An 18,356-nucleotide genomic window follows, 5' to 3' on the forward strand; every position below is an offset into this window, starting at 1 on the left:
TGTACACCGGCGCGCGCTACAAAGTCGTGCCGAGCGGGGAGGGGCTGCGCCGCTTGCGGAGGGTGCCGGCGACGAAGGACTCGAGCACGGGGGCCATGTTCTGCGGGACGTTCGCATCCCACTCGTCGGCGCTGATGGCGTCCGTGGGGCGCGCCGCGGCGTCGATCTTGTAGAAGTACGGGACGGCCTCCGTGTACATGCGCATGGTGGAGAGCTCGGACTCGAACTCGTCCACGTCGACCCGGACGATGTCGACCGTGGAGAGGGCCCGCTGCATGCGCCGATCGCTCAGGGAGGAGTCGAACTCGTGCGACGCGGCCGACGCGTGCGCCGCCGTTTCGACGAGCACGACGCGGCCTTTCTCTTTGGCCTGCGAGAACGCGTCCATCAGTTGCCGCTCGAGCGAGCCGCTGCCGCGGTGCGGCTCGATGACGCGCAACGCTCCGCGCGTGACCGTGGTGGAATTCTCGCTCTCGCTGCCGGCGCCCGGCGGGGCCGACCCATACGCGGGTGCACTGTAGGCCGGTGGCGGCGTGGCCGAGCTGATCGACGGGGACGAATAGATGGACATGCCCCCCATCACGAGCGGAACGACCACCATGAACACGATGGAGCCCACCGTGATGACCGACGTGAACGCGCCGAGCACGATGCCCGCGTTGGCCATGCCTTTGCCGCCGAGCGCGCCGCCCGAGCGCCCGATGTCGCGCCGCGCGAGCAGGCCCAGGATGACCGCCGGGACGCCCGCCAAAATGCCGAGGCACGAGATGCTGAGCACACCGAACACGAGCGAGGTGACCGCCTTGCTCTCGTTCGGGATAGGGGCACCGTAGTAGCCGTACGGCGGCATCGGCCTCTGATACGACGGATACGAGGCCTGTTGCTGCTGCGGAAAGGGCGGATAAGGACCGTACTGCGCGGCTCCCGTGTAAGGAGGCGGCCCGTTCCCATCCCCGCCGGCAGGGGCCCCTGGCGGCGGAGGAATCGGCGCTTCGGGCGGGGACTGCATGCGATCAATATCTGTCCGGATGACGTCCGGGACAAGGTCGCCGTGCGCTCAGTCCAGTCGATAGATTTTTCGCGCGGTGCCGGCGAACACGGCATCGCGCTCGTTCGCTGAGAGTTCTTCGGTCCATTTTTGCGCGGCCGCGACGACCTCGGCGTACTCGGCCGCGAGGAGACAGACCGGCCAGTCCGAGCCGAACATCAAGCGCGAAGGCCCGAACGCCTCGAGGAGCGTATCCACGTACGGGCGCAGCGAATCCACGGTCCAGGCGCCCCAATCGGCCTCCGTCACCAGGCCGGAAAGCTTGCAGGTGACGTTGGGGTGGGATGCGAGCCTTCGCAGGTGCGTGGCCCAGGGCTCGAGCTGCCCGGAGGCCGCGGGCGGCTTCGCCCCATGGTCCAGGATGAATCGCGCCTCCGGCATCTCCGAGACCGTACGCTCGGCGGCGGGCAACTGGTGCGGCAGGATCAAAAGCTCGTAGACCAGCCCGGCGTCGGCCACCGCCGCGATCCCCCGGCGCACATCCTTGCGGCAGAGCCACTCGGGATCGGGTTCACCCTGCACCGGGTGTCGGATGCCGCGGAGCGCATCGCCGCCGGGGCCCTCGAGCAAACGGTGCAGATCGTCGCGCACAGAGGGCGCCGTCAGATCGACCCACCCGGTCACGGCGGCCACGAGATCGCTCGATGCGGCCAGCGCGAGAAACTCCGGCGTCTCCTCGGCCACGGGGATCGTTTGCACGAGCACGGTGGCCGTGACCCCCGCGCGGCTTGCCAGCGGCGCCAAATCGTCGAGGCTGAACGTGCGGCGGATTTTTCCGAGCGCCGGCGTGATCCACTCTTGGTCGCGAACGCGCAGATCCCACACGTGATGATGTGCGTCGATGATCATTGGGGCACCGGTGCATCTTGGCGCAGGAGGCCGCGCTCTTTCAATTCGTTCCACACGGCGGCCGGCACGGGCGCGCGGAGCATCTCCGCATCGGCGACGATCTGCGGCGCGTAGTGCGCGCCCACCACGACGGACGCCACGGCGGGGTGCCCGAGCGGGAACTGAATCGCGGCCTGCGGCAAGGTCGCTCCATGCCGCTGGCACACGTCGGCCATGCGGCGTGCACGGTTCAAGAGCTCCGCTGGCGCATTCCCATAGTTGTAGCGTGCGTTGTCCTGCACCGTGGGCTCGGCGAGGATGCCCGAGTTGAACACCGCGGCCACCACCACCGACACATGGCGCTCGCTGCAGAGCGGCAGCAGTTCGTCGAGGGCAGGCTGCTCGAGCAACGTGTAACGCCCCGCGACCATGACGACGTCGACGTCCGTCTCGCGCACGAAGCGCGCGGGCATCTGCCATTGGTTCATGCCCACGCCGATGGCGCCGATCACGCCCTGGGCGCGAAGCTCGGCGAGGGCAGGGTAGCCCTCGCGCACCGCCTGCTCCCAGTGGTCATCGGGATCGTGCAGCAGCACCACGTCGACGCGCGACAGCCCGAGTCGCTCCAGCGACGACTCGAGCGAACGCCGCACGCCGTCGCGGCTGAAATCCCACACCCGATTCGAGGTTGCCGGCACCGCGAAGCTCGCCTCCGCGAGATCGGTTCCCGTCCCCTCGGGATTCGGAACGAGCCGCCGCCCCACCTTGGTGGACACCGTGAACTGGTCGCGCGGCTTGCCCGCGAGAAAAGCGCCGAGCCGCCGCTCGGACAAGCCCAACCCGTAATGCGGCGCCGTATCGAAATAGCGCACGCCATGCGCCCACGCCGCCTCGAGTGCCTCGCGGGCATCGCCGGGCGAGACCTCGAAGTACAAGTTGGCGATGGACGCCGAGCCGAAGCCCAGCGCCGTCACGTCGACCGTGGTTCGTCCAAGCCGCGCGGTCTTCACGGTGGTTACTTCTGCGGGGGCCGCAGCCGCAGGCCGTACATGCCGCCGTCCACGGCGAGGATCGTCCCCACGGTGGCGCCCGAGGCGGGGCTCGCCAGGTAGGCGATGGCGCCCGCCACTTCGTCGGCCGAAACGAGCCGACCCGTAGGCTGCCGCGCGTTGAGCGCGGCACGTTCCGCCGCCGGATCGGCGGCTTGATCGAGCAGCCGCCCGATCCACGGGGTATCCGCCGTGCCCGGAGCCACCGCGTTCACGCGGATGCCCTCGCGCACGTGGTCCGCCGCCATGGCCAAGGTGAGCGCGTACACCGCGCCCTTGGTCGCCGAGTACAGCGCCCGCTGCGGCAGGCCGGCCCATGCCGCGATGGAACAGGTGTTCACGATGGCCGCGGCCTTGGACTTGCGCAGGTGCGGCAGCGCCGCGCGGGACACCCGCACCATGCCGACGACGTTCACGTCGTACACCTTGTGCCACTGCGCATCGTCGTTGGCGGCCACGTCGCCGATGGCGCCGATGCCCGCGTTGTTGACCACGATGTCGAGCTGCCCGAAGCGCTTCACCGTGGCCTCGATGGCCGCTTGCACCGAGGCGTCGTCCGTCACGTCGCAGCGAACACCGAAGAGCGGCTCGCTCACCCCCTCGGGCTGAAGGTCGAGGCACGCGACTTTGCCGCCGCGCGCGGCGATCCACTGCGCGGTCGCGAGACCGATGCCCGATGCTCCGCCCGTGACGACGGCCACCAAGCCGTCAAACTCTGCGCTCATCGTGTCGCCTCCTTCCACTCCGGACCATCCGGGAAACGATACCGCTCCACGGTGCCCTCGAACATTTGCGCCGAGAACCCCGGCGCCGTCGGCGCGACGTAGCGCCCATTCTTCATCAACGCGGGATCGACGAAGTGCTCGTGCAGGTGATCGACCCACTCGATCACGCGGTTTTCCGTCGTTCGCGAAACCGCCACGTAATCGAACATCGAAAGATGCCGCACCAGCTCGCACAAGCCCACGCCGCCCGCATGCGGGCACACCGGCACGCCGAACTTCGCCGCCAGGAGCAAAATGGCCACGTTTTCGTTCACGCCGCCCACGCGCGCCGCATCCATCTGCAGCACGTCGATGGCGCCGAGCTGGAGGAGCTGTTTGAACACCACGCGATTTTGCACGTGTTCGCCCGTGGCGACCTTGATCGGAGCGACCGCCTTGGCCACGGCGTTGTGCCCGAGCACGTCGTCCGGCGACGTCGGCTCCTCGATCCAATAGGGCTTGTACGGCGCGAGAGCCTTCATCCATTGCACGGCTGCGCCCACGTCCCAGCGCTGGTTCGCATCCACGGCAATGCGCATGTCGGGGCCGGTCACCTCGCGGGCCAGCTTCATGCGGCGCACGTCGTCCTGGAGATCGCTGCCCACCTTGAGCTTGATCATCCCGAACCCATCGACGCTCGCCTGCTTGGCCCGCGCGACCAGTTTCTCGTCGCTGTAACCGAGCCAGCCCGCCGACGTGGTGTACGCGGGGTAGCCTTCGGCCAAGAGCCGCGCCGTCCGCTCCGTGCGTCCTTCCGCACCCGGCCGCAGGATGGCCAGCGCTTCCTCCGGCGTGAGCGCGTCGGTGAGGTAGCGGAAATCGATCAGGCTGACGATTTCCTCCGGGCTCATCGATGCAAGGAATTGCCACAACGGCTTCTTGGCCCGCCGCGACGCGAGATCCCACGCCGCGTTGACCACGGCGCCGATGGCCATGTGCATGACGCCCTTTTCGGGGCCCAGCCATCGAAGCTGCGAATCGCCAATCAGCGTGCGCGAGAAATCCGCCAGGTCGGCCGCCGACTCCGGCACCTCGCGACCGACGACGTGCCCGCCGAGGGCGCGGATGGCGGCCACCTGCACGTCATTGCCGCGCCCGATGGTGAATGCCAGCCCGTACCCATTGATGCCGTCGCTGGTGCGCAAAACCACATAGGCCGCCGAATAATCGGGGTCCGGATTCATCGCGTCGGAGCCGTCCAGCTCGCGCGACGTGGGAAAGCGAACGTCGAAGACGTCGAGTCCAATGATGCGGGACATCATGCTTGCCTGAGTTCTTGGCGTTGTTTTCCGAGCTCGCGAATCTCGAGCTCCACCACGTCCCCCTCACGCAAATACGGTTTTGGCTCCGGCTGCCCCAACGCGACGCCTTGCGGCGTACCCGTGTTGATGACGTCGCCCGGCCGCAGCACCAGGAATTGGCTCAGATAGCGCACGATTTCGGCGACCGGAAAGATCATGTCCGACGTCGACGAATTCTGACGAAGGGTGCCATTCACCCATAGCCGCAATTCGAGCTCTTGCACGTTGCTGACGTCGCTCGCCGGGACGAGCCACGGTCCCAGCGGATTGAACGTCTCGCAGGACTTGCCCTTGTCCCACTGGCCGCCGCGCTCCAATTGGAACTCGCGCTCGGAGACGTCGTTGGAGATGGCATATCCAGCCACGCATGAAATCGCTTCTTCGTGATTGGCCAGGTACCGCGCCGTTTTGCCGATGACCACGGCAAGCTCGACCTCCCAATCCGTCTTTCGTGAGCGTCGGGGAACGAGCACCGGATCGTAGGCGCCCACCACAGTGCCGGGATCCTTCATGAAGAGGACCGGTTCCGTGGGAATGGGCGCATTCGTCTCCTCGGCGTGCTGCCGATAATTGAGGCCAACGCAAAGCACTTTGCTCGGGCGTGCGATCGGCGCACCCACCCGCATCCCGCTTCCATCGCCCGGATCGTCGAGTTGTGAGAGCTCGCCGCGCTGGAGCGCCGCACGCACGCGGTCGATACCGCCCGACTCGAGGAAGGCTCCATCGATATCCTGCGTGAGCGGCAATAGGTCGTAGAGGACCTTCTCGTGGCGTACGGCCGGACGTTCGTGATCCGGCGGCCCAAGGCGCATGAACTGTAGCGGCACGACTGCTTCTCCTGTTTCTTGGTTAATTCGTACTTGGTGGGTGCTCCGCGCGGGTGACGCGCGAAAGACGATCGATGTCGACCCCCGATTGCTCGATGAATTTGCGCGCCGTCTCGTTGTCGCCCCGGACGAGCGAATCGGGCGGGCCGGAAGCGCAGATCTCGCCGCCGATGAGCAGCACGGCTTGATGCGCAATGCGAAAGCAGCTCGCAATGTCGTGCGAGATGACCAAGCTGGTGACGTTGAACCGCTCGCGCATCTCGTCGATGAGATCGTCCACCAGGCGGCTGGTGAGCGGATCGAGGCCGCTGGTCGGCTCGTCGTAAACCAGAATGGGCGGCTCCAACATGAGCGCGCGGGCGAGGCCGACGCGCTTGCGCATACCGCCCGACAGCTCGCTGGGAAACAGCTTTTCGACTTTGGGGTCGAGTCCCAGGATTTGAAGCTTCTCCAGCACGCGATCGCGAATTTCTTTTTTCGAAAGCTTCGTATGCTCGACGAGCGGGAAGGCGACGTTCTCCAGCACCGTGTACGAGTCGAGCAACGCGGCGTACTGGTAGACCATTCCGAACTTCATGCGGATGCGATTGAGCTCGCGCTCTCCCATGCCCGCGATGTTCTCGCCGTCGATGAGCACTTCGCCGCTCGTCGGTTGCTCGAGTGCGACGATGTGGCGCAGGAGGGTCGTCTTGCCCGCGCCCGATCCACCAATGACGACGGTGGTCTCCCCGCGATGGGCGACGAGGTTGATCCCCTTGAGGACCGGCCGGTCGCCAAATGTCTTGGTGACATTTCGCAGAACGACGAGCTCGTCGGAGGAAGGTGACGGGGTCACGATCTTGGTCATAACACGCGCTCCACAAACATCCGATGATTAATCGAAGCCTTTGTTTTCGGGCCCTCGAGGGCCGTGTGCGGGGACGGGGGAGCTGCTACGGTGGGGGCGCCATGACCGGGAATCATCTCGAAGCCATTCTGAAGCAAGCCTCGGCGAAGTTGGACAAAGACGGATTTCTTGCGCTCCCCGATGGGGCCGCCCTCACGCTGTACGTCGCCCACGACGGGGCGAGCCTCACCATTGCAAAGGTGGATGGGGTACGGCTCGAAGGCGAGCTCGTCTTTGCCCGCACCGTGAAGCGTGAAACGTATACGGTCGTGCAGAGCGATGTCTTTGCGCTGGCCGTCGACGGCGCCGTCAGCGGGCAGCCTGCGCGCCGCGCCGGTTTTGCCTGAGCCGTTACTTTCTGCGCTGAGCTGGCTCGTCGCAAAGCTCCCACCTATCGCCCATCGAGCCTTGGGCGCATGCCTTGGTTTCGTCGCCGGCAGCCTGTTTCGCATCCGGCGAAACCACGTCGAACGCGCGATGGCCGCGGGCGGGATTGCCGATCCTGCCCGCGCCGCCCGCGGCATGTACCGCTCCCTGGGCATCAGCTTGCTCGAGTTTCTCTGGCTCGCCGGCGGCGACGCGGCGCGTCTCGATGGGCGCGTGCGCATCGACGAGGCTTCGCGCCGAGCACTCGACGAAGCGCGCTCGAAGGGGCGAGGCATCGTTTTGTCGGCGACCCATACCGGCAATTGGGACCTGGCGGCGTGCGCGATGGCCCGCCGGATGCCGCTTCTGGTCATCACGAAGCGGCTCTCGATGCGGGCCCTCGACCACTTTTGGCAATCGACCCGAGGTCGCTACGGCGTCCGCTTGCGCGAAGCGCGCGGTGCCCTGGAGGAGGGGCGGCGCATGCTGCGCGAGCAAGGCGCGGTGGCCATGATGATCGACCAGGTGCCGCTGCACCGGCGTCATGCGGTGCCCGTCGAGTTCTTCGGGCGACCGGCGCTGGCCGACAAGGCCCCCGCCGCACTTGCGGCCGCCTCGGGGGCGCCTTTGGTGGTGTCGGGGGCGTTTCGCGACGAGGACGGTATGCACCACCTGGTGGTGCTCGACGTCCTTTTTCCGGACAAGGCCGGCCCCGCGTGGATTGCGCAGGCCACGCGCGCCTCGACGGAGGCGCTCGAGCGGTTCGTGCGCGCGCACCCCTCCGAATGGCTGTGGCTCCATCGGCGCTGGAAAGAGATTGCTCCCGCGGAGCGGCCGAGTGGACGCGATAGAGAAGATTTGCGCCTTGTAGTAGAACGACGGGCATGACCGATTCGCTCGTCATTGCCGGTCGCACGTTTCAGAGTCGGCTGATCGTCGGCACGGGGAAGTACAAGAGCACCGAAGAAACCGAACTCGCGCTCGACGCCGCCGGCGCCGAGATCATCACGGTGGCCCTGCGCCGTGTGGATCTGAAGGACAAATCGAGCGGCTCGCTCATGTCGCTGCTCACGCGCCGCAAGGACTGGACGCTGCTCCCCAACACCGCCGGCTGCTACACCGCCGACGAGGCCGTGCGCACCTTGCGCCTCGCGCGGGAGCTCGGCATCGCCAGCCTGGTGAAGCTCGAGGTCATCGGCGATCCCAAGACGCTCTACCCGGACAACGAGCAGACGCTCGAGGCCGCGCGCACGTTGATCAAGGAAGGCTTCACCGTGCTTCCGTACTGCATCGACGATCCCATCGTGTGCCGCAAGCTGGAGGACCTCGGGTGTGCCGCGGTGATGCCGCTCGCGGCGCCCATCGGCAGCGGTCTCGGGATCCGCAACCCGCACAATTTGGCCATCATCCTCGAGCACGCGAAGGTGCCGGTCATCGTCGATGCGGGCGTGGGCACGGCGAGCGATGCGGCCATTGCGATGGAGCTCGGCTGTCACGGCGTGTTGATGAACACCGCCATCGCGCACGCGAAGGATCCGGTGCTGATGGCGACGGCCATGAAGGAAGCGGTGAGTTCTGGCCGCAAGGCGTTCCTCGCCGGGCGCATGGCCAAGTCGCGTTACGCGAACGCATCGAGTCCCTCTGCTGGCGTTCTTGGGGCCGGCGTCATCGAGTGATGGTTCGCGCCGTCGCTTTCTCCCTGGCACTCTCCTTCGGCATCGCGCCGTTTCAGTGTGCGCACAAGCCGGATCCCAACATGCGCCGTGAGGACACCGCGGGCGATGCGCTCTGGGCTTTGGCGGAGAACTTCGGCGCACGCCACAACGAGCAGGCCCAGCGCGAGACGTTGGCTTACCTCGTCGAGAAGTACCCTTCGAGCCGCTACACCGCCGCCGCGAAAGAGGAGCTCGCACGTCTCGGCGGCGCTCCCACGTCGACGTCGTCGTCAGCGTCGGATGCCTCGGCGCGCTAGCCGCGTTCTTCTCATCACGGATCCGTCGTACGCGGCGGGGCACGTCGATGCGGTCGTGGGCACGGTCGCGGACGCGCTCGGGCCGCGCTTCGCCGTGCAACTGCGGGACAAGGAGGCGTCGTCCGGCGAGCTTCGCGTTCGCGCCCGTGCCTTGCGCGCGCTCACGCGTGCGGGCGGTGCATCCTTCATCGTGAACGGCTCCCCCGAGCTTGCCGCGGAGGTCGACGCCGACGGTGTGCACCTACCGGGGTTCGCGGTGGATCCCTCGGTCCTCGAGCGTGCCCGCGCGATCGTGGGGCCTGCGCGCGCCATCCACGTCCCCGTCCACGCGCGGGATGAAGTGGTCCTCGCCCGCGATGGCGGCGCCGATGCCGTTCTCGTCTCCCCCATTTTCGACAGCCCCGGCAAGGGCCCAGCCCGCGGTGTCGCCGCGCTCGCAGAAGCGCGTGCGCTCGCGCACCTTTGGCTCTACGCCCTCGGCGGCATTGACGCACTGCACGTCGCGGAATGCCATCGCGCGGGCGCGGATGGGGTCGCGATCATCCGAGCTCTTCTCGATGCACCCGATCCGGTCGCAACAGCCCGTGCGCTCATTTCCCCCTGGACGAGAACGCCCCAGCCCAGCCCCTGAAAGGGGGCCCGGCCCGTCGACAACCCGCCCAAACCGGTACTAAAAGGTATTCCCGAAATGGCGACGTACGACGAAACGCTGGTGGGGACCACGAACATCCTGAGCAAACACGTGGAGCTGGATCGTCCAATCCGTCCCGACGACGACATCACGAACGACCTAGGCCTCGACAGCCTCGCCGTGATGGAAGTGGTGGCCGACATCGAAGATCATTTCCAAATCAACATCCCCGAGGAAATGCTCTCCAAGATTACCACCGTCGCCGACGTAGCCCACGCCCTGCACGATTTGCAAACCGCGCAAGCTACCGCGAAATAGAGATTCGCCGAGTTTTTGCTCGAGTGAATCGATAAGGCGCATTCTTGCGCCATGTCGAGCAGTCCTCACGATGCGCTCTTCAAGGCCGCATTCAGCCGGCCGGACATTGCACGGAGCGAGTTGGAGCTTCTTTTGCCTCCAACGCTTCGCGAGAAGCTGGATCTCGCATCCTTGACACTACGACCGGGGTCGTTCGTCGATGAGGACTTGCGTCATCGGCACTCGGATTTGCTCTACGAGCTGCGCACGGTTTCCGACTCACCCGCATTGGTGTTCGTTCTCATGGAACACCAATCGACGTTCGACGCGCACATGCCCTTCCGGCTTCTCCGTTACGCCGTGCGGGTTTGGGACAAGTGGCTGGTCGACCATCCGGGAAAGGCGACCAAGCTGCCGCTCTTGATTTCGGTGGTTTTGCACCACGGGGACGATGGTTGGCGCGCGCGTCCTGAACTTTCCTCGATGTTCGATGCAGATCCCGAAACTCTAAAAGCTACGCGGGATTACGTGCCTCATTTCCATTTCATGGTCGACGACATTGCGTCGCTTTCCCTGGAGGCGTTGGCGGCTCGGACGATCCACGTACTCGGACGGCTCGTACAACTTGCGTTCTGGACGTCGCATTCGGTCGAGCGCTTCAAGCAAGCCAAACCAATTATGCGTGAGCTTGCCGCTACGACGAAACGAGATGCCGCCACGCGGACGCTTCTGACGCAGCTCTACGTGTATTTGCTCCGAGTACTGGGGGACGTGGACGCTTCGCCAGTTTACGATAAACTTCTCGAAATCGCTGGCCCTGAAGGAAAAGAGGACGTCGTGACCGCTGGAGACCAACTCATCGCACAGGGGCTCGCCAAGGGACTTGCCGAAGGCCGGGCCAAGGGACTTGCCGAAGGCCAGGCCAAGGGACTTGCCGAAGGCCGGGCCAAGGGACTTGCCGAAGGCCAGGCCAAGGGACTTGCCGAAGGCCAGGCCAAGGGACTTGCCGAAGGGCGCGCCGAGGGGTTCCGAAGGGCCATTTCGAAGCTCTTGGCGGTGCGAAGCGTGGTGCTTTCCGAAACGGGGCGCTCGCGACTCGAGGCTTGCGAGGATTCGCAGATTCTCGAGCAGTGGTACGATCGCGCAATCACCGCGACGACGGAGGACGAGATCTTCGCCTGAGCGCCTAACTGGCGACTGGTGCGATGGCCATGATGTGCGGATGACTTGCTGTTCGGTGGGGACTGATCGTACGTTCAGTCTAACCCCGAATGGCCGCCGTAGCACGTCTTTATGCCGTTCTTGCCGAGATTGGCTCGAAGGCCCGGTTTCTGGCGATGCCGCCGGCGAATGGGCCGGCGGGAAGGGGGCTCGATTGGGCGCGGCTCGAGAAGCTGCTGCCCGATGAAGGGCTGCCGCGGGATGCGGTGGTGGAAGTGGCTTCGGTGCGTGCGCTCGGTGGGGGAACCGGTGTAGCGATTCGGGCGGTGCGTGCGGCGCTGGCGAAGGATGCCGCCGCGTTTGCGGCATGGGTCGATCCATTCGGGGCGCTGCATGCGCCGGGGGTGGCCAGGGCAGGGGTCGATTTGCGGCGGCTGCTCATGGTGCGGCCGCCGTCGCTCCAGGACGTAGGGCGAGCGGCCGTCAAAGTGGTGGCGTCCGGCGCGTTCGAGATCGTCGTCGTGGACATGGCGTCCCTCGAGGAGCTTCCGCCGCAACCCCAGAAGGGAAAACGCGGGCGTCGGCCGCTGCCGCCCGAGGTCATGGTTCGCAAGCTCGCCCTGCTGGCCGAAAAGCGAGGAACCACCGTCGTTCTCTTGAGCGACTCCACCCAGCCGCGTGCGCTGCCTTGGCCCGTCGCTCTCCGTCTCGAGCTCGCGCAACGTCCCCACGAACTCTCCGTTCGCGTCGCCAAAGATCGCCGCGGGCGCGTGGCGGCGTCGCCCACGTGGATCCCGCTCGACGAGACGGAGGAAGACCTCGCACCCGTGCCTCCCCGCACCGCCCGCCGAAATCGACGCCGCCCTCGCGGCATGGGCGCCGCCGCACAGCCCATCGCCTCCGAGGTGCAGCCCGCGTCCACCCCGAGGGTGCCCAAGTACGAGCTTGCCCCAAACCCCGCGGCATCCCCCGAACCGAATCGCTCGAAACGCTTCGTCGCCGTGGCCTTCTCGCAATTGCGCATCGAGATTGCCCGCTCGCATGCCACCGATACCGCGGGCCCGCTGGCCGTGGTGCTCGCCCACCCGAATGGCAGCGTGCGGGACGAAGCCTCGCTGCTCGGCAACACGCGCATCGACGACGTGTCCGACGAAGCGCGTGCCCTGGGCATTCTTCCAGGGTTTACCGTGGCCGCTGCGCGTGCCCGCTCGCAGGCGCTCGCGGTGCGCGTCGTTTCGGCGGCTGCGGTGGAGCACGCCCTCGCGCGCGTGGCGGAAATGGCGCTCGCCTTCGGAAGGAGCACCGCGTTTATCGCCGAGGAAGACATGGTCTTCGTCGACGTCACCGGTTGCGAGCACCTGCATGCTTGCGAGGGAGACCCGTCGGGCGCGCGCACCTTGGCGTCGCGGCTTCAGGAGTGCATCCTCGAGCTCGGCCACGTCGCACGCATCGCCGTGGCGTGCGGACCGCGCATGGCCGCGGCCTTCGCCCGACGCGCCCTCGCGAACGCCGCTCCCATCCTCGACACGGACGACGAAGCCTTTGCGCGGCTCCCCATCGATGCGTTGCCGCTGGACGCCGACACCCTCGATTGGCTGGCCAAACTCGGCCTCTCGACCATCGCAGACCTGCGCGCACTGCCGCCTTCCGAGCTGGGCCCGCGCCTCCCGAGCCCCTGCGCCCGCGACATCATGGCGCTCCTGCGCGGCGAGGACGAAACCCCCATTGCGCCGTACCAGCCCCCAGAAGAACCGGAGGAGTGCGCCGAGCTGGAATACGGCCTTGAAACGAACGAATCGCTGCTCTTCGTCGTCAAAGGACTCTGCGAGCGGCTCAGCGCGCGCCTCATGGGAAGAACGCGGTGCACCACGCACCTCGAGCTCGTTCTCCGACTCGATCGCGCGCTGCTTTCGGACGCCGACTCCCCGCGCGTCGCCTTGCCCATGCGCCTCGCCGCGCCGATTCGGACTCCGGCCGAGTTGATGGCCGTCCTCCGTGCCAAGGTCGAATCGTACACGCTGGCCGCGCCTATCCTCGCCGTCAGCTTGCGTGCGACCAAGCTCGTGCCCTACGAGTTCCACGCGCGGGACCTCTTCGTTCCCGAGGCCCGCGCCGAGGCCGAGCTCCCGCGGCTCGTCGCCGAACTCGGGGCCGACCTCGGCGATGCCCGCGTCGGTATGTTCGAATTGGAGAACCGCTGGATACCGGAACAGCGCGCACCGAAACTCGTCCCCTTTGCGGGATTCCCACTTTCCGAACGGTGCGCTTCCGATGAAAGCCGGCTCGTCTCCCGCGCCATCGAGCCGGTGCGCATCCTCTCCAGGCCCATACCGTACACGGGGCCCGTCCCGCGGGACTCGTTCCTCGCGCGCAATGAAGCGCAGGAATGGTGGCGCGCCCCCAAGCTGCCGCAGCCCGGTTCCGGCCACGACGATCTCGCCATCTTCCTTCCGGAGCTCGGTGCCGTGGCCTGGGTCGTGCGCGATCGCCAGACGAAGCGAATGCTCATTCGGGGGTACATCGAACATGCGTAAAAAAGGAGCGCCCCCCCCGATTGAAAGGCCCAAATCCGGCTTCGTCGAACTCTGGGCGCGAACCAATTTTTCCTTTCTCATGGGCGCCACGCCCCCGGCCCGGTTGCTCCATCGCGCCGTCAAATTGGGGTACGACGCCATCGGCATCACCGATCGCGATGGGCTTTATGGCTCGGTGCGTGCTCTCGAGGCGGCCCGCAACGAGGGCATTCGCACCATCGTGGGCTGCGAGCTCACCGTGGAAGAGGGCGACGACACCTTCTGCAGCTTGGTCGTCCTCGTGGAGAACCATGTAGGGTACACCCATCTTTGCCGCATCCTGACCAAGAGCCACGAGCTGCACCCCAAAGGGAAAGCCCCCTTGGTCCGCCGCCACTCCCGATGGGGAGAGCCCCTCCCGAAGAACCTCTACGCGGGCCTCCCGTTCTCGGAAATGGCCGACCTCACCGAGGGCCTCTGGGCGCTCGTCTCCCCCGATGCATCGCCGGAGCTCGCGGCGAAGATCAAAGAGACCTTCGGCGCCCGCGCCAGCGTCGTCCTCCATCGCCATCTCGACGGTGAAGACCGCGCCCGCACCCGCGACGCGCGCGGCATGTCGCAGCGATTCGACATGCCGCTCGTGGCCAGCAACCGCGTCTGGTATTCCGAGCCACGAGAAAAACCGCTCCTCGACGTCCTTCACTGCATTCGCGAAGGATGCACCCTCGACCAAGCCGGACGCGATCTCCCACGCGGTGCCGAGGCCTACCTCAAGCCGGAATCCGCGATCCAGCTCCTCTTTCGGGATGCACCCGAGGCCATCGCCCGCACCCGCGACATCGCCGATGCATGCCTCTTCTCCTTGGAAGACTTGGATTACCAATTTCCCATGGGTGCCTACGCCGCTCAGGGTGAGACCAGCGACGAGACACTCCGCCGTCTCACCTACGCGGGCGCGGAAGAACATTATCCGCAGGGGATCCCGCCCGCCGTGCGCGAGCAAGTCGATAAAGAGCTCACCATCATTGGGAAAATGGCAAAGGCCCCGTACTTCCTCAGCGTTCACAGCATCGTCGGGATTGCGCGGGGAATGAACATCCTCTGCCAGGGCCGCGGCAGCGCAGCCAACAGCGCCGTTTGTTATTGCCTTGGCATCACGGCGGTCGATCCTGCGCGCGGAAATCTGCTTTTCGAGCGGTTCATCTCCGAAGAACGCAGCGAACCTCCGGACATCGACGTCGACTTCGAACACGAGCGGCGCGAGGAAGTCATTCAGGAGATCTATCGCATTTACGGTCGCGACCGCGCGGCCATGGTGAGCGAGGTCATTTGCTATCGAGGCAAATCCGCGCTGCGCGAAGTGGGAAAAGTATTCGGCTTTTCCCTCGAGCAAGTGGACCGCCTCGCAGGCGTCGTTTCGTGGTGGGACAAGGTGAAGGAGGTGCGGGACGCGCGTTTGGCGGCCGTAGGCTTCGACCCGAACGACGAGCGTGTTCGCTGGGCCATTCGCTGCGCCAATGCCATTCAGGGATTCCCACGGCACCTATCCATCCACGTGGGGGGCTTCGTCTTGTCGGCGGAGTCGCTCGCCCACGTGGCACCGGTGGAGCCCGCGACGATGAAAGATCGCACCATCATTCCGTGGGACAAAGACGATCTGGACATCCTCGGCTTCTTCAAAGTCGACGTGCTCGGCCTGGGCATGCTGACCGTGATTCGAAAAGCGCTGGAGCTCGTGCAAAACCGCGATGCGCACGTGCGGGCCGAGACGAACATCCTTCGCCTGGCGCAGATCCCACCCGAAGATCCCGCGGTGTACGAAGCGCTATGCCACGCTGACACCGTGGGCGTCTTTCAAATCGAAAGCCGGGCGCAGATGTCCATGCTGCCGCGCCTCAAGCCGAGAGCGTTTTACGACTTGGTGATCGAGGTCGCCATCGTGCGGCCGGGGCCCATTCAAGGCGGCATGGTTCATCCGTATTTGCGCCGTCGCAATGGCCAAGAAAAGAGCGACATGCCGCACGAGATCTTGCGCCCTATCTTGGCGCGCACCTTGGGCGTGCCGCTGTTTCAAGAGCAGGTCATGCAGATTGCCATCGTCGGTGCCGGCTACAGTGCGGACGACGCCGACAAGCTCCGGCGCGACATGGCCGCGTGGCGGCGGAGCGGCCAATTGCAAAAACATGAAGAGCAGCTTGCCGCGGGCTTCGCGAAATGTGGCATCCCCAAGGATTTCGCCGAGCGGCTGTACAAGCAGATCCACGGATTCGGCGAATACGGATTCCCCGAGAGCCATGCGGCCAGCTTCGCGCTGCTCGTGTATGCGAGCGCATGGCTTAAGGTGCATCACCCGGCGCCGTTCGCCGCGGCGCTCATCAATAGCCAACCCATGGGCTTTTATTCGCCGGGCACCATCTTGCAAGATGCCCAGAGGCACGGCGTCGAAGTGCTTCCCATCATCATCGATGAAAGCGATTGGGACTGCACCTTGCCATCGGAAAATACGATTCGTGTCGGTCTTCGCATGGTGAAAGGGCTCGGCGAGGCGAGTGGGCGGCGCATCGTCGAAATGCGCCGGCAAAGGCCTTTTGCGAACGTGCACGATCTGGTGGCGCGGGCCCAATTGAATCAGCGGGAGCTCGAGATGCTCTCCGAGTCGGGCGCACTCGGGCCCATCGTCGCCGAGCCTGCAGGCGGCGGCGTTCGCGAGGCCATGTGGCAGGTGCGCGCACCGCGCACGGGTGGGCTTTTCGCGGGTCGAACGGGGAGGCGCCAAAGCCCGTCGTTTGCGCCGCTCACGCGCGGCGAGCAGCTCTCGCTGGACTACGGGCGAACGGGATTCTCGGCGACCGACCACCCTCTGGCGGTGCTCCGTTCCAAGCTTGCGCAGCGCGAGGTCAAAAGCTCGCGCGAGCTGATGGACGTCGCGCACGGGCGCGTGGTCAAAACCGCGGGATACGTCATTTGCCGGCAGCGCCCCGGAACGGCCAGCGGCGTGGTGTTCATCACGATGGAAGATGAACTGGGGTTCATCAATCTGCTGCTCTGGACCCGCATTTTCGACGAATATCGCCATATTGCCACGACGAGCCCGCTACTCTTGGTGCGGGGAAAACTCGAGCGGGAAGGGGAAGTCGTGTACGTGATTGCCGAACATATGGCCCCCCTCTCGCTGCCGCGAGGAAGAGACCCTATTAGTCACTCCCCCTTTCCCGGCAAGAGCCGCGACTTTCATTAGGGAGAACCATGCGTCACCATTTTATCTTTCCGATCCTCGCCTTTGCTGCCGCAGCTTGCGGATCGCCTTCTCCTTCTAGCGCGCCGACGACGACCCCTGCTTCGCACGTCGCAGGCACCACGGCGGCTCCCGCGCCGGCCAAGCCGGCGAAGCGCTCCCTCGAAGAGCGCATCGCTGAATTGCAGAAAGAGGCACTTGCCTCGCACGCCGCCGTGGACTTCGTGCGGGCCATCACACGGGACGTGGGGGCGCGCCTGGCCGGATCGGCCAACGATGCCAAGGCGGTCGCGTGGGCGGAGCAGCGGCTCACCGCGGAAGGTTTCACCAACGTGCACCGTGAGCGCGCCATGGTTTCGCATTGGGAGCGCGGGCCCGCGACGGGGGCCATCGTCTCGAAGGGCAAACGAACGCCGCTCGAGCTCCTCGCGCTCGGGCGCAGCGGGAGCACGCCCAAGGGCGGGCTCGATGCGCAGGTCGTGCGCGTGGAATCGCTGGAGGCCGCGAAGGCGCTCGGCCGCAAGGAGCTCGCCGGCAAGGTGCTCTTCTTCGACGTGCCGACGGCGCGTGCGCGCGATGGTTCGGGCTATGGGCACTCGGCGGGCGCGCGCTATGCCGGCTCGCAGGTGGCGGTCGAACGCGGCGCGGTGGCCATGGTCATTCGCTCCATTTCACCCGATCCGGCCGTGCCTCACACCGGAACGACGGCCCACGCGGGGCTCCCCTCCGTGGCTCTCGCCGGCACGAGCGCCGACGCCCTGCGCGATGCGCTCGCGGCGGACCTCAAGGCGAAGGTGCATCTCGACGTGACCGCCCGGATGCTGCCCGACGTGGAGTCGGCCAACGTCGTCGGCGAAATCCGCGGCAGCGAGCGCCCGGACGAAGTGGTGCTCCTGGGCGCACACCTCGATTCGTGGGACGTGGGCGAGGGCGCCAGCGACGACGGTGCCGGCTGCGCCATCGTCGCCGAGGCCGCGCGGCTCACGGCGAAGTACGCCCCGCGCCGTACCGTGCGCGTCGTGCTCTTTGCCTCGGAAGAACTGGGCGACGCCCCTGGCGCAACGACGTACGCCGAAACGCATGCGGCGGAGCTGGAGAAAATCATCGTCGCCTTCGAGGCCGACGCCGGAGAAGGGCGCGCATATGCGTTCCGAGCCGCTGTCCGACCGGAGCACGCGCCCTCCGTCGCGCGCATCGTTTCGTTTCTCGCGCCGCTCGGCGTGGAGCACGATTCCCACGTGGCAGGCGCGGGGACGGACGTCTCGCCCCTCCACGACAAAGGCGTTCCCGTGTTCCAGCTCCGGCAGGACATGACGAAGTACTTCGATATCCACCACACGAAGAGCGACGTTTTCGAGCATATCGATCAAGAGGCGCTCACCCAGGCCACGGCCGCCTATGCCGTGACGGCGTACGCCACTGCGGAGCTGGATGAAACCTTGGGTCGCGCTCCGGAGGGACCCAAGGCACACTGGTGA

General features: G+C 66.2%; 17 protein-coding genes. 10 read left to right on the plus strand and 7 right to left on the minus strand.

Translation table 11 applies throughout. The features are described from left to right. Positions 1-16: 16 nt before the first annotated feature. Genes LVJ94_16175 through LVJ94_16205 form a run of 7 tightly spaced genes read right to left on the minus strand, consistent with a single transcriptional unit; the run spans position 17 to position 6,664 of the window. Complete coding sequence (locus LVJ94_16175; protein ID WXB08764.1) at positions 17-1,009, minus strand: DUF4190 domain-containing protein; 993 nt, start codon at positions 1,007-1,009, stop codon at positions 17-19. A 48-nt stretch (positions 1,010-1,057) separates the two neighbouring features. Beyond that, positions 1,058-1,897 (minus strand): amidohydrolase family protein, encoded by an 840-nt coding sequence (locus LVJ94_16180; protein WXB08765.1) that lies wholly within the window; start codon positions 1,895-1,897, stop codon positions 1,058-1,060. Next, complete coding sequence (locus tag LVJ94_16185; GenBank protein WXB08766.1) at positions 1,894-2,886, minus strand: aldo/keto reductase; 993 nt, start codon at positions 2,884-2,886, stop codon at positions 1,894-1,896. Before LVJ94_16185 ends, LVJ94_16180 begins: the two co-directional genes overlap by 4 nt. A gap of 5 nt (positions 2,887-2,891) precedes the next feature. Next, positions 2,892-3,650, minus strand: a complete 759-nt coding sequence (locus LVJ94_16190) for an SDR family oxidoreductase (protein WXB08767.1) — start codon at positions 3,648-3,650, stop codon at positions 2,892-2,894. Further along, positions 3,647-4,951, minus strand: coding sequence for a fuconate dehydratase (locus LVJ94_16195; GenBank protein WXB08768.1), 1,305 nt, complete (start codon positions 4,949-4,951; stop codon positions 3,647-3,649). The genes LVJ94_16190 and LVJ94_16195 overlap by 4 nt, the downstream gene beginning before the upstream one ends. Beyond that, positions 4,948-5,817: a fumarylacetoacetate hydrolase family protein gene (locus LVJ94_16200; protein WXB08769.1), complete on the minus strand. Its 870-nt coding sequence runs from the start codon at positions 5,815-5,817 to the stop codon at positions 4,948-4,950. The genes LVJ94_16195 and LVJ94_16200 overlap by 4 nt, the downstream gene beginning before the upstream one ends. Positions 5,818-5,839: 22 nt before the next feature. Beyond that, positions 5,840-6,664 carry an ATP-binding cassette domain-containing protein gene (locus tag LVJ94_16205; protein WXB08770.1) on the minus strand — a complete coding sequence of 275 codons (825 nt, stop codon included), beginning with the start codon at positions 6,662-6,664 and terminating at the stop codon, positions 5,840-5,842. Positions 6,665-6,765: 101 nt separating this feature from the next. On the opposite strand from LVJ94_16205, the gene LVJ94_16210 reads away from it, so the two are divergent. The 10 genes from LVJ94_16210 to LVJ94_16255 all read left to right on the plus strand — a co-directional run bounded on the left by LVJ94_16210 (position 6,766) and on the right by LVJ94_16255 (position 18,356). Continuing rightward, positions 6,766-7,050, plus strand: coding sequence for a hypothetical protein (locus LVJ94_16210; protein WXB08771.1), 285 nt, complete (start codon positions 6,766-6,768; stop codon positions 7,048-7,050). Between the two features lie 61 nt (positions 7,051-7,111). Then, positions 7,112-7,957 carry a lysophospholipid acyltransferase family protein gene (locus LVJ94_16215; protein ID WXB08772.1) on the plus strand — a complete coding sequence of 282 codons (846 nt, stop codon included), beginning with the start codon at positions 7,112-7,114 and terminating at the stop codon, positions 7,955-7,957. After that, a complete protein-coding gene (locus LVJ94_16220) occupies positions 7,954-8,745 on the plus strand; it encodes a thiazole synthase (GenBank protein WXB08773.1) in 792 nt (263 codons plus the stop codon). The genes LVJ94_16215 and LVJ94_16220 overlap by 4 nt, the downstream gene beginning before the upstream one ends. Then, on the plus strand, positions 8,745-9,041 hold the full coding sequence (locus LVJ94_16225; protein WXB08774.1) for a hypothetical protein: 297 nt from the start codon (positions 8,745-8,747) through the stop codon (positions 9,039-9,041). Before LVJ94_16220 ends, LVJ94_16225 begins: the two co-directional genes overlap by 1 nt. Then, positions 9,025-9,672, plus strand: a complete 648-nt coding sequence (locus LVJ94_16230; GenBank protein ID WXB08775.1) for a thiamine phosphate synthase — start codon at positions 9,025-9,027, stop codon at positions 9,670-9,672. Before LVJ94_16225 ends, LVJ94_16230 begins: the two co-directional genes overlap by 17 nt. A gap of 57 nt (positions 9,673-9,729) precedes the next feature. Next, the gene (locus tag LVJ94_16235) at positions 9,730-9,990 is read left to right on the plus strand and encodes a phosphopantetheine-binding protein (GenBank protein ID WXB08776.1); all 261 of its coding nucleotides are present in this window, start codon (positions 9,730-9,732) and stop codon (positions 9,988-9,990) included. 51 nt (positions 9,991-10,041) lie between these two features. Then, a complete protein-coding gene (locus tag LVJ94_16240; GenBank protein ID WXB08777.1) occupies positions 10,042-11,151 on the plus strand; it encodes an Rpn family recombination-promoting nuclease/putative transposase in 1,110 nt (369 codons plus the stop codon). An 89-nt stretch (positions 11,152-11,240) separates the two neighbouring features. Then, on the plus strand, positions 11,241-13,664 hold the full coding sequence (locus tag LVJ94_16245; GenBank protein WXB08778.1) for a hypothetical protein: 2,424 nt from the start codon (positions 11,241-11,243) through the stop codon (positions 13,662-13,664). A 79-nt stretch (positions 13,665-13,743) separates the two neighbouring features. Beyond that, the gene (locus LVJ94_16250) at positions 13,744-16,881 is read left to right on the plus strand and encodes an error-prone DNA polymerase (GenBank protein WXB08779.1); all 3,138 of its coding nucleotides are present in this window, start codon (positions 13,744-13,746) and stop codon (positions 16,879-16,881) included. An 8-nt stretch (positions 16,882-16,889) separates the two neighbouring features. Beyond that, a complete protein-coding gene (locus tag LVJ94_16255; GenBank protein WXB08780.1) occupies positions 16,890-18,356 on the plus strand; it encodes a M28 family peptidase in 1,467 nt (488 codons plus the stop codon).

This window comes from Sorangiineae bacterium MSr11367 (assembly GCA_037157805.1).
In the GTDB taxonomy this organism is placed as follows: Bacteria; Myxococcota_A; Polyangia; order Polyangiales; family Polyangiaceae; genus Pendulispora; species Pendulispora rubella.